General features: G+C 62.0%; 20 protein-coding genes. 5 read left to right on the top strand and 15 right to left on the bottom strand.

Annotation, left to right across the window (positions count from 1 at the left end):
* From GJ668_RS14940 to GJ668_RS14900, 9 genes are all read right to left on the bottom strand, one after another.
* Complete coding sequence (locus tag GJ668_RS14940) at positions 1-1,467, bottom strand: glutamate synthase subunit beta (protein WP_155450935.1); 1,467 nt, start codon at positions 1,465-1,467, stop codon at positions 1-3.
* On the bottom strand, positions 1,460-6,115 hold the full coding sequence (gltB, locus tag GJ668_RS14935) for a glutamate synthase large subunit (protein WP_155450934.1): 4,656 nt from the start codon (positions 6,113-6,115) through the stop codon (positions 1,460-1,462). Before gltB ends, GJ668_RS14940 begins: the two co-directional genes overlap by 8 nt.
* Positions 6,116-6,484: 369 nt before the next feature.
* Entirely contained in the window at positions 6,485-7,552 is a 1,068-nt protein-coding gene (gene aroB / locus GJ668_RS14930; RefSeq protein WP_155450933.1) for a 3-dehydroquinate synthase, read from the bottom strand.
* 2 nt (positions 7,553-7,554) lie between these two features.
* Entirely contained in the window at positions 7,555-8,079 is a 525-nt protein-coding gene (gene aroK, locus GJ668_RS14925) for a shikimate kinase AroK (protein ID WP_155450932.1), read from the bottom strand.
* 84 nt (positions 8,080-8,163) lie between these two features.
* On the bottom strand, positions 8,164-10,476 hold the full coding sequence (locus GJ668_RS14920; RefSeq protein ID WP_155450931.1) for a type IV pilus secretin PilQ: 2,313 nt from the start codon (positions 10,474-10,476) through the stop codon (positions 8,164-8,166).
* A 22-nt stretch (positions 10,477-10,498) separates the two neighbouring features.
* Positions 10,499-11,023: a pilus assembly protein PilP gene (locus tag GJ668_RS14915; RefSeq protein ID WP_155450930.1), complete on the bottom strand. Its 525-nt coding sequence runs from the start codon at positions 11,021-11,023 to the stop codon at positions 10,499-10,501.
* The gene (locus tag GJ668_RS14910) at positions 11,023-11,604 is read right to left on the bottom strand and encodes a type IV pilus inner membrane component PilO (RefSeq protein WP_155450929.1); all 582 of its coding nucleotides are present in this window, start codon (positions 11,602-11,604) and stop codon (positions 11,023-11,025) included. Before GJ668_RS14910 ends, GJ668_RS14915 begins: the two co-directional genes overlap by 1 nt.
* A gap of 49 nt (positions 11,605-11,653) precedes the next feature.
* Positions 11,654-12,256, bottom strand: a complete 603-nt coding sequence (locus GJ668_RS14905; RefSeq protein ID WP_155450928.1) for a PilN domain-containing protein — start codon at positions 12,254-12,256, stop codon at positions 11,654-11,656.
* Positions 12,256-13,329 carry a pilus assembly protein PilM gene (locus tag GJ668_RS14900; protein ID WP_155450927.1) on the bottom strand — a complete coding sequence of 358 codons (1,074 nt, stop codon included), beginning with the start codon at positions 13,327-13,329 and terminating at the stop codon, positions 12,256-12,258. Before GJ668_RS14900 ends, GJ668_RS14905 begins: the two co-directional genes overlap by 1 nt.
* Positions 13,330-13,509: 180 nt before the next feature.
* Between GJ668_RS14900 and GJ668_RS14895 the strand changes: the two genes are divergently transcribed.
* Entirely contained in the window at positions 13,510-14,136 is a 627-nt protein-coding gene (locus tag GJ668_RS14895) for a hypothetical protein (RefSeq protein WP_155450926.1), read from the top strand.
* On the opposite strand, the gene GJ668_RS14890 is transcribed toward GJ668_RS14895, so the two are convergent.
* From GJ668_RS14890 to rpsA, 5 genes are all read right to left on the bottom strand, one after another.
* Positions 14,112-15,410: a citrate synthase gene (locus GJ668_RS14890; protein WP_155450925.1), complete on the bottom strand. Its 1,299-nt coding sequence runs from the start codon at positions 15,408-15,410 to the stop codon at positions 14,112-14,114. The two genes, GJ668_RS14895 and GJ668_RS14890, sit on opposite strands and share 25 nt — an antisense overlap.
* Positions 15,407-16,666, bottom strand: a complete 1,260-nt coding sequence (locus tag GJ668_RS14885; protein ID WP_186343126.1) for a malic enzyme-like NAD(P)-binding protein — start codon at positions 16,664-16,666, stop codon at positions 15,407-15,409. The genes GJ668_RS14890 and GJ668_RS14885 overlap by 4 nt, the downstream gene beginning before the upstream one ends.
* Positions 16,667-16,946: 280 nt before the next feature.
* On the bottom strand, positions 16,947-17,147 hold the full coding sequence (gene rpmE / locus GJ668_RS14880; RefSeq protein WP_155450924.1) for a 50S ribosomal protein L31: 201 nt from the start codon (positions 17,145-17,147) through the stop codon (positions 16,947-16,949).
* 97 nt (positions 17,148-17,244) lie between these two features.
* The gene (gene hemW / locus GJ668_RS14875; RefSeq protein ID WP_155450948.1) at positions 17,245-18,411 is read right to left on the bottom strand and encodes a radical SAM family heme chaperone HemW; all 1,167 of its coding nucleotides are present in this window, start codon (positions 18,409-18,411) and stop codon (positions 17,245-17,247) included.
* Between the two features lie 17 nt (positions 18,412-18,428).
* Entirely contained in the window at positions 18,429-19,643 is a 1,215-nt protein-coding gene (gene rpsA, locus GJ668_RS14870; protein ID WP_155450923.1) for a 30S ribosomal protein S1, read from the bottom strand.
* Between the two features lie 248 nt (positions 19,644-19,891).
* Here rpsA and GJ668_RS14865 point away from each other — a divergent pair, with 248 nt between their 5' ends.
* Genes GJ668_RS14865 through GJ668_RS14850 form a run of 4 tightly spaced genes read left to right on the top strand, consistent with a single transcriptional unit; the run spans position 19,892 to position 24,028 of the window.
* Positions 19,892-20,809, top strand: coding sequence for an ABC transporter ATP-binding protein (locus tag GJ668_RS14865; RefSeq protein WP_155450922.1), 918 nt, complete (start codon positions 19,892-19,894; stop codon positions 20,807-20,809).
* Positions 20,806-21,543 carry an ABC transporter permease gene (locus GJ668_RS14860; protein WP_155450921.1) on the top strand — a complete coding sequence of 246 codons (738 nt, stop codon included), beginning with the start codon at positions 20,806-20,808 and terminating at the stop codon, positions 21,541-21,543. Before GJ668_RS14865 ends, GJ668_RS14860 begins: the two co-directional genes overlap by 4 nt.
* Positions 21,540-22,913 (top strand): GldG family protein, encoded by a 1,374-nt coding sequence (locus GJ668_RS14855; protein WP_155450920.1) that lies wholly within the window; start codon positions 21,540-21,542, stop codon positions 22,911-22,913. Before GJ668_RS14860 ends, GJ668_RS14855 begins: the two co-directional genes overlap by 4 nt.
* Positions 22,910-24,028, top strand: a complete 1,119-nt coding sequence (locus GJ668_RS14850) for a hypothetical protein (RefSeq protein ID WP_155450919.1) — start codon at positions 22,910-22,912, stop codon at positions 24,026-24,028. The genes GJ668_RS14855 and GJ668_RS14850 overlap by 4 nt, the downstream gene beginning before the upstream one ends.
* A 56-nt stretch (positions 24,029-24,084) precedes the next feature.
* Here the strand turns inward: GJ668_RS14850 and GJ668_RS14845 are convergent.
* Positions 24,085-24,378, bottom strand: a 294-nt coding sequence (locus GJ668_RS14845; protein ID WP_186343029.1) for a transposase, incomplete at its 5' end; no start/stop codon positions are given.

The following is a 24,378-nucleotide window of genomic DNA, read 5'->3' as shown; positions in this document are numbered from 1 at the left end:
CTAACGCGGCAGATCCGAGCGTCCCATCAACCACGCATCGACCGAGCGCGCACACTGCCGCCCCTCGCGAATGGCCCAGACCACCAGCGACTGCCCGCGGCGCATATCCCCGGCACAGAACACCCCATCGACCGACGTCTGATAGGCCGTCGCGCCCTCGGTCGAACCCTGGACATTCCCGCGTCCATCGAGCACCAGACCCGCGCCCTGCTGAAGCTGCTCCAGCATCCCGGTCTGCACCGGATGCATGAAGCCCATCGCCAGAAACACCAGATCCGCCTTCAGCTCACCCTCGCTGCCCGGTACTTCCTCCATCCGCCAGCGCCCCTCAGCATCCTTGTCCCAGCGCACCAGACAATACTTGACGGCCTTGACCCGACCCTGTTCATCGCCGACGAAGCCCTTGGTCGCGAAGTTCCACATCCGCGTACAGCCCTCCTCCTGCGAACTGGAGGTGCGCATCCGATTGGGCCAGTTCGGCCAGGTCAGGCCCTTGTCCTCCTTCTCGGGCGGTCGATCCAGAATCTCGACCTGAGTCACAGACGCCGCCCCATGCCGATTCGAGGTGCCGATACAGTCCGATCCGGTATCCCCGCCGCCGATCACCAGCACATGCCGCCCCTGCGCACTGATGAAGGCCTCATCCGGCACATAGGAGCCCTGCACCCGCTGACTGTTGCGCTTGAGGAACTCCATCGCAAAATGGATCCCCGCAAGCTCACGCCCCGGCACCGGCAGATCACGCGGCTGCTCTGCGCCACCGGCCAGCACCAGCGCGTCATAGTCCGCACGCAACTGGCTCACTGGAATATCGACCCCGACATGGGCATTGGTATGGAACTCCACACCCTCGGTACGCATCTGCGCCATGCGCCGGTCGATGAGCTTCTTGTTGAGCTTGAAGTCCGGAATCCCATAGCGCAGCAGTCCGCCGATGCGATCGGCTTTCTCAAAGATCGCCACCTGATGCCCGGCCCGCGCCAACTGCTGCGCACAGGCCAGCCCGGCCGGCCCCGATCCCACGACCGCCACCCGCTTGCCCGTGCGTCGTGCCGGCACCTGCGGCTTGATCCAGCCCTCGTCCCAGGCCCGATCCACGATCGCACACTCGATGGTCTTGATCGTGACCGGATGGTCATCGATGTTGAGCGTACAGGAGGTCTCGCACGGCGCCGGACAGATGCGCCCGGTGAACTCCGGGAAGTTATTGGTCGAATGCAGCACCTCGATCGCCGCCTGCCAATCCCCGCGATACACCAGATCGTTCCAGTCCGGAATGATGTTATTGACCGGACAGCCCTGATGACAGAACGGAATGCCGCAGTCCATGCAGCGCGCGCCCTGCTCGCGCAGCTTCGACTCCGTCAGCGGAATAACGAATTCATCATAGTGGACCACCCGATCCCCAGCCGGCGCATAGCGCCGGTCATCACGGGCGTATTCCATGAAACCGGTTGGTTTACCCATGTTCAACGATCCCCTTCAAAGGCTTGTTCGTCTGCGGCGGACGGCTCTGATTGGCCTGCATCTCCTGGAGCGCGCGTCGATAATCGACCGGCATCACCTTCACGAACTTGGGCAACATGTTCGCCCAGTCGTCCAGGATCCGCCGCGCCACGGCTGAATCGGTGTACTCCAGATGGCGCTCGATCAACAGCTTTAACCGCCGCGCATCATGGCGCGTCATATCGCGCGTGATGTCGACCCGACCATGCGTCTCCAGATCGCCGCCCTGATGGCCATTGGCCTCCAGTGCCGCGTCCTCCTCCGCGATCGGCTCCAGCTCGACCATCGCCAGATTGCAGCGGTCGGTAAAATCCCCCGCCTCATCCAGCACATAGGCCACACCGCCCGACATGCCCGCCGCAAAGTTACGCCCGGTCGGACCCAGCACCACCGTGATGCCGCCGGTCATGTACTCACACCCATGATCGCCGACACCCTCGACCACCGCCGTCGCCCCTGAGTTACGCACACAGAAGCGCTCCCCGGCCACACCCCGGAAGAAACACTCCCCGGTAATGGCCCCATAGAGCACGGTATTGCCGACGATGATATTGTCTTCCGCGCGCCCGATGGCCGACTCCGCCGGCGGATAGATGATGATCCGCCCGCCCGACAGTCCCTTGCCGACATAGTCGTTGCCCTCGCCTTCCAGCTCCAGCGTCACGCCGCGCGCCAACCAGGCGCCCAGCGACTGACCCGCCGTGCCCCTGGCCTTGATCTGGATGGTGTCATCCGGCAGCCCTGCATGACCATAGCGCTCGGCTACGCGTCCTGAGAGCAGCGTACCGAAGGTGCGGTTGAAATTGCGCACCGGCGTCTCGATGCGCACCGGTTCGCCGCGCTCCAGCGCCGGCTCGGCCTGACGGATCAGAGTATGATCCAGCGCCTTGTCCAGCCCATGATCCTGAAGCTCAGCGTGACGGATCGCCACCTCCGCCGGCACTTCGGGACGCGCCAGCAAACGGCTGTAATCCAGTCCATGCGCCTTCCAGTGCTCGATCGCCCGGCGCATCTCCAACCGATCCGAGCGCCCGATCATCTCCTCCAGCGTGCGGAACCCGAGCTTCGCCATCAACTGCCGGACTTCCTCGGCGATGAAGAAGAAATAGTTGATGACATGCTCCGGCTTACCGGTGAACTTCTTGCGCAGTTCCGGATCCTGGGTCGCCACCCCCACCGGACAGGTGTTCAGATGACACTTGCGCATCATCAGACAGCCCTCGACGATCAGCGGTGCGGTGGCAAAGCCGAACTCATCGGCCCCCAGCAACGCGCCGATCACCACATCACGCCCGGTGCGCAGCCCGCCATCGACCTGCACTGCAATGCGCCCACGCAAGCGATTGAGCACCAGCGTCTGCTGGGTCTCGGCCAACCCGATCTCCCAGGGCGACCCGGCATGCTTGATCGAGGTCAGCGGACTGGCCCCGGTACCGCCGTCATAGCCCGAAATCGTCACATGATCGGCATGGGCCTTGGACACCCCGGCCGCCACCGTGCCGACTCCGACCTCAGAGACCAGCTTGACCGAAATGCGCGCCTGCGGATTGACGTTCTTCAGATCATGGATCAGCTGTGCCAGATCCTCAATCGAATAGATATCATGATGCGGCGGCGGCGAAATCAGTCCCACGCCCGGCGTCGAATGGCGCACCCGCGCAATCTGCGCATTGACCTTGTGCCCCGGCAACTGACCGCCCTCGCCCGGCTTGGCGCCCTGGGCGATCTTGATCTGGATGTCGTCGGCATTGACCAGATACTCGGTCGTCACGCCAAAGCGCCCCGAAGCGACCTGCTTGATCGCCGAACGCTCCGGATTCCGCGCCCCATCGGCCAGCGGATTGAAGCGCTCCGGCTCCTCGCCACCCTCACCGGTATTCGACTTGCCGCCGATGGCATTCATCGCCTTGGCCAGGGTCGAATGCGCCTCATAACTGATCGACCCGAACGACATCGCTCCGGTCGCAAAACGCTTGACGATCTCGCGCGCCGGCTCGACCTCCTCCAGCGGAATCGGCGTCTCCGCAAACCGGAAATCCATCAGCCCGCGCAGCGTCAGCAGATGTTCGTTCTGCTCATCGACCAGACGCGAAAATTCGGCAAAGGTCTTGCTGTCATTCGCGCGCGTGGCGTGCTGGAGCTTCGCGATGGTCTCAGGCGTCCAGATGTGGTCTTCACCGCGCACCCGATAGGCATAGTCTCCGCCCACATCCAGATGCTGACGATAGATCTGCTCGCCGCCATAGGCCTGACTGTGCCAACGCACCGCCTCAGCCGCGACCTCAGGCAAACCTACACCCTCGATGCGGCTGTGAGTGCCGGTGAAATAGCGCTCCAGGAAGTCATTGCTCAACCCCACCGCATCGAAGATCTGCGCTCCGCAATAGGACTGGAAGGTCGAGATGCCCATCTTGGACATGACCTTGAGCAGTCCCTTGCCGATCGCTTTGATATAGCGGTATTGGGCCTCCTCAAACGTTAGCGGCTCGGGCAGACGCGCGAGCAGCGACTGAATGGTATCGAAGGCCAGATAGGGATTGATCGCCTCGGCCCCATAGCCGGCCAGCGTCGCGAAGTGATGCACTTCCAGCGCCGCGCCGGTCTCGACCACCAGACCGGCACTGGTACGCAACCCGCGCCGGATCAGATGATGATGCACGGCTGAGGTCGCCAGCAGTGCCGGAATAGCGATGTTGTCGCGGTTGGTATTGCGGTCGGAGAGAATCAGGATGTTATAGCCGGCCAGGACTGCCGCCTCAGCCTCCTGACACAGCCGCTCCAGCGCACTGGCCATGCCCTTGGCCCCATCGTCGGCGGCATAGACCATGTGCAGATTCTTGGTCCGGAACGCCCCGCCCGAGTTGTCCTCGATATGACGCACCCGCTCCAGATCCTGATTGGTCAGAATCGGCTGACTGACCTCCAGCCGCCAATGCTTGCCCGCCTCATTGATGCCGAGCAGATTCGGGCGCGGCCCGATCAGCGACACCAGCGACATCACCAACTCCTCGCGGATCGGATCGATCGGCGGATTGGTGACCTGGGCAAAGTTCTGCTTGAAATAGGTCGACAGATGCTTGGCGCGACTGGAGAGCACCGACGGCGGATTGTCCGCCCCCATCGATCCGATCGCCTCCTGACCCGTCAGCACCATCGGCGTCAGCAGGAACTTCACATCCTCCTGCGTATAGCCGAACGCCTGCTGTGCATCGAGCAGTGTCTCGGCATCCGGCGCCATCGGTGCCACATTGGTCGGCAGCTCATCGAGATGGATCTGGGTGCGGGTCAGCCACTCACGATACGGCTGCGCCGCCGCCAGCTCCGTCTTCAGCTCGCCGTCATCGATGATGCGCCCCTGCTCCAGATCGATCAGGAACATCCGGCCCGGCTGCAAGCGCCACTTCTTGATGATGCGCTCCTCAGCAATATCGAGCACACCCATCTCCGAGGCCATGATCACCAGATCATCGTTGGTGACCAGATAGCGCGCCGGACGCAGGCCATTGCGGTCGAGCGTCGCGCCGATCTGACGCCCATCGGTGAAGGCCACCGCCGCCGGCCCGTCCCAGGGCTCCATCAGCGCCGCGTGATACTCATAGAACGCCCGCCGCTCAGCGTCCATCTGCTTGTTACCCGCCCAGGCTTCCGGGATCAGGATCATCATGGCATGCGCCAGCGAATAGCCGCCCATCACCAGCAGCTCGAGCGCATTGTCGAAACAGGCCGAATCCGACTGCCCCTCCGGAATCAGCGGCCAGATCGAATCCAGATCCTCGCCCAGAATCTCCGAACGCATCGTATGCCGGCGCGCCGCCATCCAGTTCACATTGCCGCGCAGGGTATTGATCTCCCCGTTATGGCAGATCATGCGGAACGGCTGGGCCAGATCCCAGGTCGGGAAGGTATTGGTCGAAAACCGCTGATGCACCAACGCCAGCGCCGACACAAACCGCTCATCGCTCAGATCCAGGTAATACTTCCCGACCTGATCGGCCAGCAGCATCCCCTTATAGTTGAGCGTGCGCGAAGACATCGACACCACGTAATAGGCCGTCTTATCGAAGCCCGCCGCCCGGATCGCATTGTCCATGCGCTTGCGGATGACAAACAGCCGCCGCTCAAAGCTCTCCTGATCCGGACAGTTCGTCCCGCGCGCCACGAACACCTGGCGCACCACAGGCTCTGAAGGCAGCACACTCGGCCCCAGGTCACTGTTATCGACCGGCACATCGCGCCAGCCCAGCACCGACTGACCGCCTTCGGTCAGATGGCGCTCCACCGTCTCGATCATGCGCGCACGCGCCTCCGCCTCACGCGGCAGAAACACCATGCCCACGCCATACTCACCGACCGCCGGCAGCTCGAAGTCGAGCACGGCGCGCAGAAAGGCGTCCGGAATCTGCACCAGAATACCGGCGCCATCGCCGGCCTTCGGGTCCGCGCCCACGGCGCCACGGTGATGGAGACGCTCCAGAATCTCCAGGCCCTGCTGGACGATCGCATGGCTCTTGTGATTTTTGATGTGACAGACGAAGCCGACGCCGCAAGCGTCGCGCTCATTGGATGGGTCATAGAGACCCTGTGCGGGTGGTAGGGCACGAAGGCTCATCGCTGACCTCGTTTGATACCTGGGATGAAAGGATGCCGATCTGGAAGCGGTTTGAACGCGGGGTCTGTCTAGGCCGCTGGGGTTTCGGGGTGACCGAAGCCGCTCGATCCAGGGTGATCAGACTTCAGCGAACAGGCTGTGAGGGCGCCGGATGGCGGGCGCTTGGGTCGCGCAGACCCTTGAGTACCTGAACGGATTGAAATCGAGAACCGTGAATCATAACCCTGTTGCACTGGTCATGCCAGCATTCACGGCTTGAAAGTGTCAAATAATGTGACCAAACACACGTCGACTGTCACTGCGATGAGGGCAGGCGTCAGCCGGGTGTTGAACTCTGCGGGGACGCCGGAAGTGAACCTGGGCCAGCACTCAAGCCAGGATGTCTGCCAGAGCGTCGCGGTCGAAGTCGCTGGTGACGATGGCCTCGCCGAGCTGCGTGAGCAGCACCAGACGCAATTGGCCGGCGAGTACCTTTTTGTCCACGGCCATCAGCTCCAGCATCCGCTCGGGTGCGAGATCGGCGGGACGCTCGGTCGGCAGACTGGCGCTGGCGATCAGACGGCGCGTGCGTTCGACCTCGGCCTCGGTCAGCCAGCCGAGCCGCGCCGAGAGCGCCGCCGCCAGACAGATGCCCGCGCCGACCGCCTCGCCGTGCAGCCATTCACCATAGCCGACACCGGTCTCGATGGCGTGGCCGAAGGTGTGACCGAGATTGAGCAGCGCACGGCAGCCGGACTCGAACTCGTCCTCGGCGACGATCTGCGCCTTGAGTTCACAGGAGCGCCAGATGGCATGGGCCAGGGCATCGGGATCGCGCGACATCAGACCGGTGATGTGACATTCGAGCCAGTCGAGAAACTCAGCGTCGCGGATGAAGCCGTATTTGAGCACCTCGGCCAGACCGGCTGAGAGTTCGCGTTGAGGCAGGGTGCCGAGCGTGTCGGTGTCGGCGATGACGGCACGCGGCTGATGGAAGGCGCCGATCATGTTTTTGCCGGCGGGATGGTTGATGCCAGTCTTACCGCCGACCGAGGAATCGACCTGGGCCAGCAGCGTGGTCGGCACCTGGATGAAGTCGACCCCGCGCTGATAGCAGGCGGCCGCAAAGCCGGTCATGTCGCCGATCACGCCACCACCCAGAGCGATCAGGGTGCAGTCGCGCGCGAAACGCTCGGCGAGCAGCGCGTCGAAGATCCGGTTCCAGACTTCAAGCGTTTTGTAGACTTCGCCGTCGGGCAGGATGACTTCACGGATCTGGAATCCGTCCAGCGCCTGGCGGACCGGCTCCAGATAGAGCGGAGCGACCGTCTCGTTGGTGACGATCATGATCTGCGAGCCGCTCAGATGTGGGCGGTAGAGATCGGGATTGTTGAGCAGGCCGGAGCCGATGTGGATGGGGTAGCTGCGTGCCCCGAGTTCAACGGTCAGGGTTCGCATGGTTAGACGTCCTCGGACTCCAGGCGGCGGCAGATTTCCTTGACCACTGAGCTGGTGCCGCGTTTTTCGGTCGAGACGACGAGATCGGCGACCTGACGATAGAGCGGTTCGCGCTCGTCCATGATCTCGCGCAGGCGGTTGAGCGGGTCTTCGGTTTCGAGCAGCGGGCGGTTGCGGTCGCGGGCAGTGCGGGTGTATTGCTGCTCGGGGCTGCAATGCAGGTAGATGACCACGCCGCGCGCCGAGAGATCCTGGCGGTTCTCGGGGTTCAGCACGGCGCCGCCGCCGGTGGCCAGCACGATTCGCTCTTCGGCGACCAGTTCTTCGATGACCTGGCGTTCGCGGGCGCGGAAGCCCGATTCGCCTTCGAACTCGAAGATGGTGGGGATATCGACACCCGTTCGGCGCTGGATCTCGTGGTCGCTGTCCTTGAAGGTGTAGGACAGCGCCTCGGCCAGTTGACGTCCGACGGTACTCTTGCCGGCGCCCATGGGCCCGACGATGAAAATATTCTGTGCACGTAACATGGCGGAAGGTATGCCAGATTTTGAGCGCTTAGGCAAGGCCGCCGCCGATGGCGGCGCAGATTCGCGGCCATGGAAGCGCAGATCTCATTGTTGTTCGATCAGGTCGCCCTTCAGGATTTTGGGCGTTACGAAGATCAGCAACTCTGAATTGACGTCTTGGCGGGCTTCCCGTTTGAACAAGTGCCCGAGAACCGGGATATCTCCGAGCCAAGGCACTTGCTCCTTGCTAAACGTTTTTTCACGTTCAAAAACGCCACCGAGAACGACAGTTTCGCCATTATCAACCAGCACGGAGGTTTTAACTTGGCGTTTATTAATCAAAGGATTACCTTGAACCGTATAAGTAAAATCGGGCTCATCTTTATTGACAAGCAAATCCATTATGATTTTGCTATCTGGTGTGATATGTGGCGTTACATCTAACTTCAAAGTCGCCGCTTGATACTTAACAGTTGCCGGCGTATTTGCTGAGCCAGGCGTTGTGACCGGTATATCTTTTCCGACTTCAATAACGGCTGGCGCTTGATCTGACGTAATCACTCTCGGGCTAGACACGATCTCTCCACGACCTTCGCGTTGCATTGCAGACAATTCAAGCTGAAGAAGATAGGATCCAACTTTACCGATTAAAAAGTTGACCGAACCAGAGGCATCGATCGCTGGCAAGTTGGTAATCAAAGTCGAATTACCAGCATTATCTGTTAAAGTGGAATTATAACGACTGTCAGTATCCAAGTTGAGTCCAAATGGCCCTGAATCAAATCCAGAAAGACCAAGATTGCCATCTTGTCCACCTGCAATAAGCAGTTCGTTTCCCTTGAACGAACCCATAGAACCTGAAACACCAAACCTTACTCCAAGGTCTCGAGCAAAGCTATTATTTGCTATCACCACACGAGACTCAATCATTACCTGTCGAACCGAAACATCAAGCCTTGGAATAATTTGAAGTATTTTTTCAATTTGAGCCGCTGTATCAACTATAACAAGCGTATTCGTGCGGATATCAGCCGTTGCTCTTCCACGAGGAGAAAGCATTCTCTCCTGAGAAAAATTCATGGATGTTTCTGTTCCAATTGCGCTTTGAGTGCTGCCGCCTCTAGCGTCCTTCTGTTGTTGATCACGCAAAACGCCTGAACTTTGACTTCCTCCACCCTGAAGAAAAATAGCGATATCCGCCGCTTTAGCATAATTTATTTTCACAAATTCAGTTCGTAGCGGAGCAAGCTCTTCGACTTGCTTCAGCGATTCCATTTCAAGCCTTTCTCGCGCGGCAATTTCTTCCGCCGGCGCTACCATCATGACATTGCCATTCTGCCGCATGTCCAATCCCTTAGTCTTGAGAATGATATCCAGCGCCTGATCCCAGGGAACGTTCTTTAAGCGTAACGTGATATTTCCGCCAACGGTATCACTGGCCACCAGATTGAGATCCGTGAAATCAGCGAGCACCTGCAACACGGCCCGCACCTCGATATCCTGAAAATTCAGCGACAGACGCTCGCCATCGTAAACCACCTTCTGACGCGCAATCTCTTCCTTCTCTGCCGCTGTAAGCGCCCTGAAATCGAGCGTAAACAACTCATCGGTCTGATACGCCATGTAGTCGAAATCGCCCTGAGTCTGTACTTCGACCTCAACATTGGCCCCATTAGGGCGCGATTCAACCATGGTCACAGGCGTGGCAAAATCGACAACATCGAGCCGACGATACAGCCGCTGCGGGAGAGACGTCTGATACAGATCGACATAGACACGGCTGGCCTGCTCGCGCACCGCCACCCGCGTCTCAGGATTCGGGAGCCGAATGACAACCCGCCCCTCGCCGGTCGAACCGCGCCGAAAATCGATGTCGCGCACAGCCGGCCCCGCACCAGCCGCCTGACGCGATCGGGCTGGCTGAGTCCAGGCTGGTGCATTGGCCGCCGTTCGCGTTGCTTGCGCCGGAGCCGGAGGCGGCAGCCGTGTCGTACGCCCCTGAGCGGCGATCTTGATGGTGATCTGGTTGCCGGATGTGCTGACCTCGTAGGGAGCCGGATCGATCAGATTGAGCACCACGCGAGTGCGATCGCTGGCCTCGACCGCCACCAGACTATGCACCGGGCCGAGTCCGATCGGAATGGATTTGTTGGCAAGCTGGCTGTTCACCCCCGGCAGATCCATGGCGATACGCGCCGGCGACTCGGTGGCAAAGGTTTGAGGTTGAGCAACCGGGCCGCTCAGATTCAACTGGATCTGAACCTGATTGCCGGGAAGAGACGCAAACTGGATGTCTTTGAGATTCGTGGCCAACGCCGGTGCCGCCAGGACCAGTAGCAATAAGGCCCAGGAGCGCCGGCCCCGACTATTACGGTATTCACACTCAGCCGAGCGCGCGCTCTGACATGGACTGTTCATGTGGCGGTCCCCCTCCAGAATCTCATTGGGTCAGCGCAACCGTGGCCGCGCGTTCGCGCCATTGGCCAGGGGCGTCAGAGACGATTTCGTTCAATTGAATGGCGTCCAGGTCGACCGTGGCAATCTGACCATGGTTCTGGCCCATGTAATTGCCTACCGTGACACGGTGCACGACACCATCCTTGGTGCGGATCAGGCCCCAGCGCGTGCCGTCCTGCTCCAGCGTGCCGACCATCCGCAGCGAGTCGAGCGGATAGCTTTCGAGTTCTTCCTTGGGTCGATTGGGGTCCGGTGCCGGACCACCGTCGATCGCGGCCAACTCTTCCGGCTCCGACTGCGCATCCGACTGAAATGGATCACGCCGTTCGAGATCTTCATAGACGAAGGTCTCGACGGGCTCGATCTCGGGCAGCGGCTCAATCGGGCCGGGAGGACGCGCATTGACCTGACGCACATAGGCTTGCAGATCGCTCGTGTCATTGGCGCCGCAGCCGGCGAGCAGCAGCACGACCGCTAACCAAAACCATTGAAGTCGATGCGTGATCATCACTTCGCCTCATCTTCCAGATAGCGATAGGTTTTGACCGTCGCCTGCAACACCAGAGACTCGTCCCCATCGGTGACCTGCACGTTATGAATGGTGACGATGCGCGGCAACGCCGCCAGTCCGCTGACGAAGCGACCAAAATCATGATATTGGCCGCGCACGCGAATGCGGATCGGCAACTCAGCGTAGAACTCCCGCACCTGCTCGTTCTCGGGCTGAAAGAGTTCGAACTCCAACCCATTCGCCAGCCCGGTCTGCGAGACATCGACGAGCAGCGAAGCCACCTCGGTGCGATTGGGCAACTGCTTGAGCATGGCCCCGAAGGACTCTTCCATCTCGGCGAGCTGATCGCGATAGGCTTGCAGGTTCGCGGCCTTCTGCTGCTTGGTCGCTAGGGACGTGCGCAGCTCCAATTCCGTCTTCTGCTCGCCGGCGAGCCGATCGAGCTGGCCGCTGGTGTCGTAATAGTAGGCCAGACCACCCAGGGCGACGCAGGCGATCAGGATGGCGACCCCCTTGACCGGGTTTGGCCATTCGCCGAAGTCGTTGAAGTCGAGTTGGTTGAGGTCGTTGATATCCATACGCCGGCTCTCGTTCGAATGGCTGGTTGGCTCGCCTCAGAGGATTCGATCAGGCCTTGCGGGCCGGTTTTTTAGCTGGCTTGGCCGGTTTTTCGGCTGGAGCCTCGGGTTCCGGGCTGATCTGATTGAACGAGAGACGGAAATGACTGAGTCCAGTGTCGGTCTTGTCCTTGTTCTCGATCAACATCAGGCGCGGCTGCCCGATGGATTTCGAGCTTTCGATCCGACGCATGAAGGCCGAGACGCGCGCGTTCGATTGAGCGCGACCTTCGAGCGTGATGGTTCGATCGGACTGTTCGAACTTGGTCAGATAGACCCCTTCGGGCAGTGCCGTCACCAACTCATCGAAGAGACGCACGATCTCGGGGCGACTCTTCTGCAGACGCTGAATGATGTCCATGCGGGAGAGCAGATCGGCCTTGGTCTTCTCGATTTCGTTGATTTCCTTGATCTTGCGATCCAGGCTGGCGATCTCGGTCTTGAGGTATTGGTTGCGGGTCTGCTGACCGCTGATCCGATCCTCGAAATAGAAATGTACCAGCGCGACGCCGATAAAGGTCAGGCCCAGCGCGGCGCCGAGCAGGGTGAGAAATTCCTGCCGGCGCTGCTGGCGCGCGGCTTCACGCCAGGGCAGTAGATTGATGCGTGCCATCAGTCGAACCCTCGCAGCGCCAGGCCGACCGCCACCATCATCCCCGGCCCCTCACGCATGAGTTGCTGAGAGTTGATACGGGGTGAGAACGACATCTGGCTGAATGGATTGGCGACCGAGGTGGGGATTTTGAGTCGCTCCTCCACCAGGGCATCGACGCGCGGGAGGCTGGCCGAACCACCTGACAGGAGGATGCGGTCGACACTGTTGAACGTCGTTCCTGAATAGAAAAACTGAAGCGCCCGTCCGATCTGCTGGGCCAGGGCTTCCTTGAACGGGTTGAGCACCTCGCTCTCGTAAGCATCGGCGACATTGCCGTCGCGGATCTGCTGCGCGGCCTGTTCGTCCGTGAGACCATAGCGGCGCTGGACTTCTTCTTTGAGTTGTCGACCACCAAAATTCTGCTCGCGCGTATAGATGATCCGACCGGCGCTGAGCACATGCAGCGTGGTGGTGGAAGAGCCAACATCCACGACACCCAGGATGGGCGCGCCCTTTTCATCGCCCTGGGCGCCCATCAGCATCAAGCAGGCATTCTCCATGGCATAGGCCTCGACATCGACCACCATGGGAGTGAGATCCGCGCTCTCCAGGACGCTGATTCGATCATCCACGTTCTCGCTTCGCGAGGCGACCAGCAGCACCTCGACGAGCGAGGGATCGTTGGGCGAAGGGCCGATGACGTTGAAGTCGAGATTGACCTCTTCGAGTGGATAGGGGATGTATTGGTCGGCGTCGATCTGGATCTGGGCCTCCATCTCGGCGTCCTTCAGTACGGCGGGCAGGTTGATGACCTTGGTGATGACCGCCGCCCCCGCGAGAGCCACGGCCGCGCGCTTGGTCTTGGCGCCCGAGCGCAACAGTGCGCGCTGGATGCAATCGCCGACCACTTCGGGGTCGACGATCTTTTTTTCGACAATGGCCGTGCTGGGAAGCGGTTCGATGGCGTAATGCTCGACGCGAAAGCGCGGCGCTGGCGTCGTAGCGGTTCGTGACAGTTCGATCAGCTTGATGGCCGTCGTACTGATGTCGATCCCCAGGAGCGGACTGTTTTTGCGCGTGAGGCCAAACATAGTGATCTCGCTGGTCGTGATCCGTCGCGAAGTGGGCGATCTAAAGACTCGTAACGGCTGAAGGATACCGAAGTTCGAGAAATACCACGAATCATTATAGACACATCATCCCTGATGTCGATTGCGCGCTTGACTTAAATACCAAATGTTGCACAAAAACAACTCACCGGAGAGTGCTCGATGTCGAACTGTGATCGCGCCAATGCCCAACGTGAGCGCCTGGCCTATGAGGCCGCGCGGATCATCGTGGATCAGGGATTGACCGACTTCGAGTCGGCGCGACGCAAGGCCGCCGAGCGCACCGGAATCTCGGACCGGCGGCAGTGGCCCTCGAACGCGCAGCTCAAGGAGGCGGTTCTGGCGCAGCGCCGACTGTTTCTGGATACTGAACACACGAACGAGAGTCAATCGCTCAGACGTGAAGCCGTCCAAGCGATGCGGATGTTCGAGGAATTCAAGCCACGCCTGATCGGCCCGGCCCTGCATGACGTGAGCGACCGGCAGCAGGGCGTGGAGTTATTCCTATTTGCCGATCGACCGGAAGACGTGCTCTTTGCGCTCGTCGAGCGGGGCATCCCCTGGCGCGAGGGCGAGCGCACGCTGCGCTATGCCAGCGGACAGCGACTCGCCCATCCTGCCTTTGGATTTTTGGCCGGCGGCATTCCGTTCGAGCTGATCGTGCTGCCGCCGCGCGCCCGACGCCAGCCTCCGCTCGATCCGATCACCGACCGGCCCAACCTGGGCGCGGATCTCGCGGAGGTGGAGCGGATGCTCGAAGCGGCTCAACGCTTGGAGATCGGCAGATAGTCGCGCTGGCTCGGCCCACAGTAGATCTGGCGCGGCCGGCCGATGCGGTTGTTGGGGTCGTCCATCATCTCCATCCAGTGCGAAACCCAGCCGACGGTGCGCGCCACGGCGAACATGACGGTGAACATGTTGCGCGGGATGCCGAGCGCCTGATAGATGATGCCCGAATAAAAGTCGACGTTCGGATAGAGCTTGCGCTCGACGAAATACTCATCGTTGAGCGCGATCTCTTCGAGCTTCATCGCCAGCTCGAACAGCGGATTGTTGGTGTCAATGGCCAGCTCTTCGAGCACCTGATGACAGACCTCGCGGATGATCTTGGCGCGCGGGTCATAGTTCTTGTAGACCCGATGGCCGAAGCCCATCAGCCGGAAGGGATCGTCCTTGTCCTTGGCCTTCTCGATGAACTGCGGCACGTTCTTGACGTCGCCGATCTCCAGCAGCATGTCGAGCACGGCCTCGTTGGCGCCGCCATGCGCCGGTCCCCAGAGCGAAGCGATGCCGGCCGCGATACAGGCAAAGGGATTGGCGCCCGAGCTTCCGGCCAGACGCACGGTCGAGGTACTGGCGTTCTGCTCGTGATCGGCATGGAGGATGAACAGCAGATTCATCGCCTTCTCGGCGATCAGGGTCGGCTTGTAGTCCTCGCAGGGCGTGGCGAACATCATGCGCAGGAAGTTGGCGCAATAGCGCAGATCGTTGCGCGGATAGATGATCGGCTCACCGACGCTGTGCTTGTAGGCGGCCGCGGCGATGGTGGGGATCTTGGCGATCAGGCGATGCGCGGCGATTTCGCGATGATGCGGATCATTGATACTGAGCGAATCGTGATAGAAGGCCGAAAGCGACCCGACGACGCCCATGAGCATGGCCATGGGATGAGCGTCGTAGTGGAAGCCGTTGAGGAAGTTCTTCAGGTTCTCGTTGAGCATGGTGTGACGCATGATCAACCGCTCGAAGCTGAACAGCTCTTTCTCGCCGGGCAGGTCGCCGTAGAGCAGCAGATAGGCGACCTCCAGGAAGCTCGCCTTGGTCGCCAATTGCTCGATGGGATAACCGCGATAGAGCAGGATGCCCTCTTCGCCGTCGATATAGGTGATGCGGCTGTTGCAACTCGCGGTGGACATGAAGCCCGGATCATAGGTGAAGAATCCGGACTCTCTGTACAGCGAGGAGATGTCGACCGCCTGCGGCCCCAGGGTACCCTGGCGCAAGGGGAAATCGCGGCTCTCGCCGGTAAGGTTGTTGGTGACGGTGATGGTTTCGTTCGTCATAGATCCTCCGCGAGACGCGCCACGCCGCTGTCGATGGCCGCGCGCGCTACAGCGGCCGGCACCCGTTCACGCAGACGCGGATCAAATGGCTTGGGAATGATGTAGTCTGGGCCAAAGCTCAGTTCCTGCAATCCATAGGCGTCCAGCACCTCCGCCGGCACCGGCTCGCGGGCGAGCGTGCGCAGCGCCTCGACGGCGGCGATCTGCATGGCTTCATTGACGCGCGAGGCGCGTACATCGAGCGCACCGCGGAAGATGAAGGGGAAGCCAAGCACATTGTTGATCTGGTTCGGATAGTCCGAGCGCCCGGTGGCCATCACCAGGTCGTCGCGCACGGCCATTGCCACGGCTGGACGGATCTCGGGCACCGGATTGGAGAGAGCGAAGACGATCGGACGCGGCGCCATGGCCGCGAGCATTTCGGGCGCGACCAGATCCGGCCCGGAGACGCCGATGAAGACATCCGCGCCGTCCATGGCCTCGGCCAGGGTGCGCTTTTCAGTCTCGACCGCCACACCCCGCTTGTAGGGGTTCAGATCCTGCCGCCCGGTATGGATGATGCCCTGACGGTCGACGCAGAAGATGTGGTCACGCGGCGCACCGAGCGCCACGAGCAACCGCACGCCGGCGATTCCGGCCGCGCCGGCGCCCAGCACCACGATGCGCGCCTCGGCCAGCGTCTTGCCTTGCAGCTCCAGCGCATTGAGCAGACCGGCGGCGATAATGATGGCGGTGCCGTGCTGATCGTCGTGGAAGACCGGGATGTCGAGCTGTTCAATGAGCGCCTGCTCGATCTCGAAGCAGTGCGGGGCCGCGATGTCTTCCAGATTGATGCCGCCGAAGGTCGGGGCGATACGCGCCACGGTCTCGATAAAAGCCTGCGGACTCTCGGCGTCGACCTCGATGTCGAAGCAGTCGATGTCGGCGAAGCGCTTGAAGAGCACCGCCTTGCCTTCCATCACCGGCTTGCCGGCCAGTCCGCCGACATTGCCCAGACCGAGCACGGCGGTGCCGTCGGTGATGACCGCGACCAGATTGCCCTTGTTGGTGTAGCGGTAGGCGAGATCTGGATCGGCGTGGATCTGGCGCACAGGTTCGGCGACACCCGGCGTATAGGCCAGTGAAAGATCGTGTTGAGTCGCGGCCGGCTTGGTGACTTCGGTGCCGATCTTGCCCGGTCGTGGCAGGGCGTGGAAGTCGAGGGCCTGGCGGTTGAGGTCGGCGTCCAGATGAGCCTTGTTCTCGGAATCGGTCACAATGGTCTCCGCATGAGAGATGGAAGGCGCCCAGGGTCGACGAGCTTCCGGGTCAATTAACAGCGGGGTGACGGAGCGGAACGCGCGCGGGCGGGCAAACAGGCGCCATGATCGTCGCGCACGGGCGGCGAGTCAAATGGATGTCATTCGATCGATCGAGGAAAGCGATCTCGAATCACCCTGAATACGAGTGATTCCGATGAAAACGAAAACACCCGCTTTGGCCGAAGGCAACAGCCTGATTCAGCCGGGGCGGGTGATCGACGAAAGGTGCTGGGTCTTAACGCGAGTACTTGCGGCGGAATTTGTCGACGCGACCGGCCGTATCCAGCATCTTTTGCTTGCCGGTGTAGAAAGGATGGCAGGCGGAGCAGACTTCCACATGCATCTCTTCCGCCTTCGTGGAGCGGGTCGCGAAGGCGTTGCCGCAGCTGCAGACCACCTTCACGTCATGGTATTCGGGGTGGATTCCTTCTTTCATGATGGCCCTTTTGCCCGTATGGGCGTGAGAATTCTTGGTAAACGTGCAAATCTACCAGCTTGCAGCAACGCGCGCAATCATTGCGAACCGCGCGAGGTTACACCGATAGGAAGCGACCGACAAGATCGTCGAGAAAATCGCGTCCGAGCGATGTGGGCCTGATCCGCTCCGGGCCGAGACTCAGCAGGCCATCGCGGGCGGCCGCTTCCAGCGTGGCGGCGATCCGCGACCAGGGCAAGCCGGTGGTTGCCGTGAACAGCTCCGGCTCGAAGCCGTGCGTCAGACGCAGGGCATTCAGGGCGAATTCGAGGATCAGATCAGCGTCGCTCAGATCGTAGCGAATGCCGAGCGGCTGGGTTGGATCAGCCTTCAGATAGTGGTTCGGATGCGCCGGTTTTTCGGTGCGCCAGATGCGTGTGTTCACGGCACTCAGCTTGCCGTGCGCGCCAGCACCGATGCCCAGATAGTCGCCGAAGCGCCAGTAGTTGAGATTGTGCCGACACTGCCGTCCGGGACGCGCATAGGCCGACACTTCATAACGTCCGTAGCCCGCTGCCTCCAGACGCGCGGCACCTTCCAGTCCCATCTCGGCGGCCAGATCCGCTTCCGGCAGTTCAGGTGGACGCTGACCAAAGACCGTGTCCGGCTCCAGTGTGAGCTGGTAGTAGGAGACATGCTCAGGGTCCAGTTCGATCAGCGCCTCCAGATCCAGGCGCGCCATCTCCAGCGTCTGAGCGGGCAGGCCGAACATCAGATCCAGGTTGAGGTTGTCGAACCCCTGCGCGCGTGCAATCTGAACCGCCGCCCGCGCCTCTTCCGGCGTGTGAAGGCGACCGAGTCGCTTCAGATGCTCCGCCGACAGGCTCTGCACGCCGATCGAGAGCCGATTGACGCCGGCCTCGCGATAGGCGGCAAAATGGCCGGCATCGACCGTGCCTGGATTCGCTTCCAGGCTGATCTCAGCGTCCGGGAGCAATTCGACACGCGCGCGGAGGCCGTCGAGCAGACGGCGGATGGCCGGACCTGGAAACAGGCTCGGCGTACCGCCGCCGATGAAGATCGAGGCGATCGGACGACAGGCCGCCGGTTCGCGCAGCTCCAGTTCGAGATCCAGCCGCAGCCGCTCGACATAGGCATCGAACGGCGGTGCGTCGCGGCCCGGATGCGAGTTGAAGTCGCAATAGGGGCACTTGCTCACGCACCAGGGCAGATGGACATAGAGCGCCAGTGGCCGCTGTGAATGCGCTGGACACCCGGCGTCCATCGTTGAGAACGGCGGCTTCACCGTCCTTTCTTGAAGCTCTCCTGGAGCAGGGCGCCAAAGCTGCCCATGGTCTTCTCGGCCGGCTTAGCGGCGGGTTTGGCCGAGGCCGCGATGATCACGGCGGCGGAGGCATCGACCTCACGGTTCTCGTCGAGCGAGAGACTGATGCGCCGACGCTCCAGATCGACGCCGAGCACGGTCGCCGTGACCTCCTCGCCTTCTTTGAGCACTTCGCTCGGGTGCTGGACGCGCCGACCGGCACCCAACTCGCTGATGTGGACCAGTCCATCGACACCAGGTGCCAGCTCGATGAAGGCGCCGAATGGCTGCAAGCGCGCGATTCGACCCTGGACGCGCGTACCTGCCGGGAACTGTTCGATCGCGTCGAGCCAGGGATCGCGGCTCAGGGCACGGATCGAGAGCGCGATCTTCTCGCGCTTCTTGCCATCGGTCGCCGGTTCGATGCGCAGCACACTGACCTCGACCTGCTGGCCGGGCTGCAACACCTCCTTGGGGTGCTTGACGTGGCCGAAGGCGAGCTGGCTGATGTGGATCATGCCCTCCAGTCCGCCGAGATCGACGAAGGCGCCATAGTCCTTGAGCGAGGTTACGGTACCGGTGAGGACGGCGCCTTCCTTGAGCTGGGCGCGCAGTTCCTCGGCCTTGATGCGTTGCTCTTCTTCCAGCAGCGCGCGACGCGAGACCACCAGATTGGGCCGGCGTCCGCCCTCGAACTTGGTGATTCGGAAGTCGAGCTTCTGGCCGACGAACTCGGACAGATCCTCGATGAAGCGGATATCGATCTGCGAGGCCGGGCAGAAGGCGCGCACACCGGCCGCCTGGACCTCGACGCCGCCCTTGACCGCGCCCGTCACCTGACCCTGGACCGGCAGTCCCTGACGATAGGCGCGTTCGAGCTCGTCGAGACCGTGGTACTTGTGCCCGTGCTGACTGCCGAGCAGAAGCATGCCGCTCTCCTCGTCTTTGCCGGTGACATGGGTCTCAACGGTGTCGCCGACAGCGTATTTGAGCTGACCCTCAGCGTCGCGGATCGCGGCCAGATCGAGCCGGCCCTCGGACTTAGCGCCCAAATCGACGAAGGCGAATTCCTCGCCGATCGCGATCAGGGTGCCGCTGACTTTGTCACCCATGGCCGGCTCGCCTTTCTGGGCCTGTGGGTGGGTCTGGTCGAACTCATTGAGCAGGTCTTCGAAGCTTGCGGACTCGGACATGGTTGGACGAACGCCGTGGACGATGGATTAAACGGACTATTGTAGGGCGGTTTATGCAGACGGGAGCGCTTTTTCGGTACATTCGCACCAAACACCGGTTAGGCTCATCAAGATGGCCATGGTCGCAAGCCGCATCCCGGTAGTCGGACACATCTCGTGATAGCACCCACGCCGCAGGCGCCAAGACGAAATAGCCGTGCTCCGAACGATTTGGCAAGACGGCTGAGACCGGTTATCTTCGCGCGACCATGGAGACACTCGTTCGCGTCACCGATCTCAGCCGCGACTTCGGACGCCATTCGGCCCTGTCCAACGTCGATCTGTGCCTGGAGCGTGGGCAGGTACTCGGTCTGCTCGGGCCGAATGGAGCGGGCAAGACCACCTGTCTGCGCCTCCTGAGCGGGCTGCTCGCCCCGACTTCGGGCTGCATCGAGATCCAGGGTATCGATCTGGCGCGCCGTCCACTGGCCGCCAAACGCCATCTGGGCTATCTGCCCGAGCGCCCGCCGCTGCATCCCGAGCTGCGGGTCGACGAATATCTGACCCATTGCGCCCATCTCCACCGTCTGCCCCGGCGCGCCATTCCCGACGCCGTGGCCACCGCCAAACAGCGCTGCGGCCTGGAAGATCAGGGCCGGCAACTGATCGCCAAGCTCTCCAGAGGCTACCGCCAGCGGCTGGGTCTGGCCCAGGCGATTCTGCACCGCCCGTCGCTGCTGATCCTCGATGAGCCGACCGAGGGACTCGATCCCGTCCAGATGCGCGAGCTGCGCGGACTCATTCGCGAACTGGCACAGGACACCGGCATCATCCTCTCCAGCCATCTGTTGCCCGAAGTCCAGTCGGTGTGCGACCGGGTGATGATCCTGCATCAGGGACGGGTGCGGTTCGATGCCGAGACGAGCGCGGCACGTCCAACCAATCTCTGGCGGGTGCGCCTGGGCGAGGACATCGATGTCATGCACCTGAACGCACTGGCCCCGGTCGCCGGCGCGATCGCCACCGGGCCACATCAGTTCCAGGTCCATGTGCGAGACGAAGCCTCCTCGGCCGATCTGGCGCGCGCCATCCTGCAGGCGGACCTGGAATTGTTCGAGCTGATCCCTGAGCGAAGCGATCTGGAGCGGACCTTCTTCGATCTCATCGGCGCGGAGGAACAGGCATGATCGGGACCATCGCCGCGCGCGAGATCCGCAGCGGACTGGTCACGCCGCTGCTCTGGGTGCTGCTGGGCGTGGGACAGGTGGTGCTGGCCTGGATTTTTCTCCAGGTCGTCGAGAACTTCAGCGGTCTGGATGCCGAGCAACGGCTCGCCTCGCTCACCCAGGAACTCTGTCTGAACCTCTTTGGCTTTGCCGCCGTGCTTGCCATGCTCGCCGCACCACTGCTGGCGATGCGGATGCTGAGCGCGGAGTTTCGCGAGGGTGGCTATGATCTGCTCGCCGGCGCTCCGGTGCGTCTGGTCGAGATTCTGCTCGGTAAGTTCATCGGACTCGCGGTGCTGATCACCCCGCTCTGTCTGCTGCCGGCGGCCAATCTGGCGCTCCTGACCAATGTGACTTCGCTCGACCTGGGTCAGGTGGCAGCGGCCACGCTGGGACTGTGGCTGGCGGCCCTGTTCTTCGGGGCCATCGGTCTGCAAGCCTCCAGCCTCACTGACCAACCCGGCGCGGCGGTGCTGATTGCCTTTGGCGTCTTGCTGCTGTTCTCGATCATCGGGCGTGCCGAGTCGCTCACGGCTCAGACCCTTTCGCTCTTCGGTTGGCTGTCCTGGAACGAGCATCTGTTCCGGTTCCTGCTCGGCGCCGTGCGTCTCAGCGATCTGACGTATTTCGCGCTGTTCACGGGCTTCTTTCTGGCCCTGACCCACCGGCGTCTGGCCAACCGGCGGCTGCAATGAAAACGCGCGCGCAGGCGATCCAAGCCTTCATCCATCGCTTCGAGCGCGCGCTCGCCGACACGCTGTTTACACTGTTGCTGCTGAGCTGTGTCGTCGCCTCGGGCTGGCTGGTGGCACGGCACGACCAGTATTGGGACTGGACGCAGTCCGACAGCCATCAGTTGACCCTTGAGAGTCGCGTCATCCTCGAACGGCTGGAGGCGCCACTGCGCCTGACCGTCTTCGCCGACCCGTCATCGCCGCTGGCCCGAATGATCGGTCAACTGCTGGAACGTTATGTACAGGCCAACCCTGATCTGGAGATCCGCTATCTGGACCCGCGACGCTTCCCTGAGCAGGCGCGCGAGGCCGAGGTCTCACTCCAGGGTCAGATCCTGATTGAATATCGTGGCCGGCGCGAGACTCTGACTGAGATCGGCGAGCGGTCCATCTCGGCGGCCATCGCCCGTCTGACCCGCGCACGTCATGCCTGGGTGGCGGTCATCGAGGGACATGGCGAGCGAGCCATCGGTGGCGAGTACGACGCCGATCTCGGACGGCTGGGACGGGAGCTGGTCGAGCTGGGCCTGATCGCGCGCCCGCTGGATCTGGCCACGGCCAGCGTCGTTCCCGACAACACGGGACTGGTGGTGCTCAGCCAACCCCGACTGCCGCCCTTTCCAGGTGAAGTCGAGGCCCTGATCGACTTTCTCGATCGTGGCGGCCATCTGCTGTGGCTGATGGACCCAGGTCCGCCGAGCGGTCTCGAACCCCTCTTGGAGCATCTGGGCCTCACCCCCCTGCCCGGCCAGATGGTCGATCCTGATGCCGCGTCTCTCGGGCTGGGGACGCCTGCTGTCGCCCTGATCGCCGACTATCCGCAACATCCATTGACCAAAGGATTAGTGGCGCCAGCACTGCTGCCCGGCGCTCTGGGTTTCGAGACTCAGGTTGCACCCGGCTGGATGCTGTCGACCTATCTGAGCAGCGGCACCGAGAGCTGGAATGAGACCGGCACGCTTGCTGGTCCGCTCACGCGCGACGAGGTGGTCGGCGAGCGCGCCGGCCCGCTGCCGGTGGTGCTGGCGCTGGCGCGCACACTGCCCGAGAGTGAGCGTGAGCAGCGTCTGGTGGTGGTGGGCGACGGCGATTTTCTGTCCAATGCGCATCTCAACCGCCAGGGCAATCGGGCACTCGGTCTGGCGCTGTTGCGCTGGTTGAGCGAGGGCGAGGATCTGCCGGAACTCCCGCCGCTACCCACCGTCGCCGAACCGCTGGAGCTGGACGCAACGCAGCGGACCCTGATCGGCCTGGGCGCGGTGGGGCTGCTGCCGGGCCTATTCCTGATCGGCGGTTTGGCGATGCGCTGGTCTCGCTGGAGAGGACGATGAGCGGACGCTGGCTGATCAATGGGCTACTGCTGGTCGTACTGGCCGTGCTCGTCGTCGCGATCCGCGCCGAACTCGAACGCACGCGCTTCGTTCCGACACTGACTGACCTGGCTGTCGCCGATCTCTATCGCGTCGAGATCGCGCGCACAGGTGAGCCGACCATCACACTGATCCAGACCGCCATCGGCTGGCGCCTGGAGACGCCCTTTCAGGTCGATGCCGACAATGGCCGTGTCACCCAACTGCTCGGTCTGCTGGAAGCGCCGGTCGAACGCAGCTTTCCAGCGCAGAGCGTCGATTTGCGCGAGCTTGGACTGTCACCGGTCAGACTCAGACTGGCACTGGATGCGCGCGAACTCCAGTTCGGCGTAACCGACCCCATCGGTCAGACGCGCTATGTCGCCAGCGAGGGACTGGTGCATCTGATCCAGGATCGCTTTTACCATCTGCTGATCGCACCACCCATCGACTATGTCTCGCCGCAACTGGTGCCGCGTGGATTCGGTCCAGTCTTCGGACGGCTGGGCGGCGTACCACTGACGCCCGAAACGCTGAACGACCTGATGGGACTGCACGCCGAGCGCGTCGAGGTGCTAGCCGAGACACCGAGCGGCGCGCCGGTCGCGCTCAAGTCCGATGACGGAACCACGCTGCGCTTTCTGGTCTCGGAAGACCGGCGCCGTTGGGCACGGCTCGATCAGCGTCTGCTCTATGTCCTGACCGATGCCCCCGAACTGACGCTCGATCCGAACGCTGTCGATCCCACGCCGCCGGAACCGCAACCGCTATCCCCCAGGCCGGCGTTGTTCGACGAATTGCCCGAGTCGGTACCAAGCCCGGATACACCTCCCGACGCACCAATGGCGTCCGATCCATTTGCTCAGCCTGCGCAACTGGACGATTCCATGACGCAAGCTCCCGAGCCCATCGTACCGAGTGACGGGCAGCCAGGCGAACCGACCGTAGTCCGTCTGAGCCCGGACGGTCGGGCCGTGCCCGTCGAGATTCCCGAGGCTGAACCCGCGGCGCCGGAGTTTTCGCTGCCGGGCGAGCCATACAAGGCCGCGCCCAGCGGTTTTGGTCAGGATCCCTTCGCCCCTGATCCGTCGATGTAGGTGTTGCGTCCCTGAGCGAACGGGCCGAATCACGCTCAGCCTTTTTTAAACCTCGACTAGGCCGGGATGCGTAATTTCTCTTCCTCTGGATCGAGCGTAGTTTTGGTCCAGAGTCGGTCAGCGATGGCGAAGGGATCGGCATTGATGGTGTGAACAAAGTGGTTGACCCGTTGAACCAATTCCTCGGCCGTGGCGTGACAATGATGGTAGGTGACCTCCTCGCGTAACCATCGCCACAGCGCTTCCACCGGCATGAAGTCTGGGCTATAGGCGGGCAACGGTTGGAGGGTGATCGACAGCTCCTGAGCGAGCTCGCGCACGGCCCCGGCGCGATGATAGGAGGCGCCATC

Origin of the sequence: Allochromatium palmeri, from assembly GCF_009720725.1 — a bacterium.
Classification (GTDB): domain Bacteria; phylum Pseudomonadota; class Gammaproteobacteria; order Chromatiales; family Chromatiaceae; genus Thermochromatium; species Thermochromatium palmeri.
The sequence above is the reverse complement of the archived record's forward strand: the minus strand, read 5'-3'. Positions and strand labels throughout refer to the sequence as shown.

Coding starts and splice junctions, on each gene's coding strand:
- rpsA (WP_155450923.1), bottom strand. CDS start 19,643: ATGTCCGAGTCCGCAAGCTTCGAAGACCTGCTCAATGAGTTCGACCAG.
- aroB (WP_155450933.1), bottom strand. CDS start 7,552: ATGCGAACCCTGACCGTTGAACTCGGGGCACGCAGCTACCCCATCCAC.
- GJ668_RS14890 (WP_155450925.1), bottom strand. CDS start 15,410: ATGACGAACGAAACCATCACCGTCACCAACAACCTTACCGGCGAGAGC.
- GJ668_RS14855 (WP_155450920.1), top strand. CDS start 21,540: ATGAAAACGCGCGCGCAGGCGATCCAAGCCTTCATCCATCGCTTCGAG.
- GJ668_RS14900 (WP_155450927.1), bottom strand. CDS start 13,329: ATGTTTGGCCTCACGCGCAAAAACAGTCCGCTCCTGGGGATCGACATC.
- hemW (WP_155450948.1), bottom strand. CDS start 18,411: ATGGACGCCGGGTGTCCAGCGCATTCACAGCGGCCACTGGCGCTCTAT.
- GJ668_RS14895 (WP_155450926.1), top strand. CDS start 13,510: ATGTCGAACTGTGATCGCGCCAATGCCCAACGTGAGCGCCTGGCCTAT.
- gltB (WP_155450934.1), bottom strand. CDS start 6,115: ATGAGCCTTCGTGCCCTACCACCCGCACAGGGTCTCTATGACCCATCC.
- GJ668_RS14850 (WP_155450919.1), top strand. CDS start 22,910: ATGAGCGGACGCTGGCTGATCAATGGGCTACTGCTGGTCGTACTGGCC.
- GJ668_RS14865 (WP_155450922.1), top strand. CDS start 19,892: ATGGAGACACTCGTTCGCGTCACCGATCTCAGCCGCGACTTCGGACGC.
- aroK (WP_155450932.1), bottom strand. CDS start 8,079: ATGTTACGTGCACAGAATATTTTCATCGTCGGGCCCATGGGCGCCGGC.
- GJ668_RS14910 (WP_155450929.1), bottom strand. CDS start 11,604: ATGGATATCAACGACCTCAACCAACTCGACTTCAACGACTTCGGCGAA.
- GJ668_RS14905 (WP_155450928.1), bottom strand. CDS start 12,256: ATGGCACGCATCAATCTACTGCCCTGGCGTGAAGCCGCGCGCCAGCAG.
- GJ668_RS14860 (WP_155450921.1), top strand. CDS start 20,806: ATGATCGGGACCATCGCCGCGCGCGAGATCCGCAGCGGACTGGTCACG.
- GJ668_RS14940 (WP_155450935.1), bottom strand. CDS start 1,467: ATGGGTAAACCAACCGGTTTCATGGAATACGCCCGTGATGACCGGCGC.
- GJ668_RS14915 (WP_155450930.1), bottom strand. CDS start 11,023: ATGATCACGCATCGACTTCAATGGTTTTGGTTAGCGGTCGTGCTGCTG.
- GJ668_RS14920 (WP_155450931.1), bottom strand. CDS start 10,476: ATGAACAGTCCATGTCAGAGCGCGCGCTCGGCTGAGTGTGAATACCGT.
- rpmE (WP_155450924.1), bottom strand. CDS start 17,147: ATGAAAGAAGGAATCCACCCCGAATACCATGACGTGAAGGTGGTCTGC.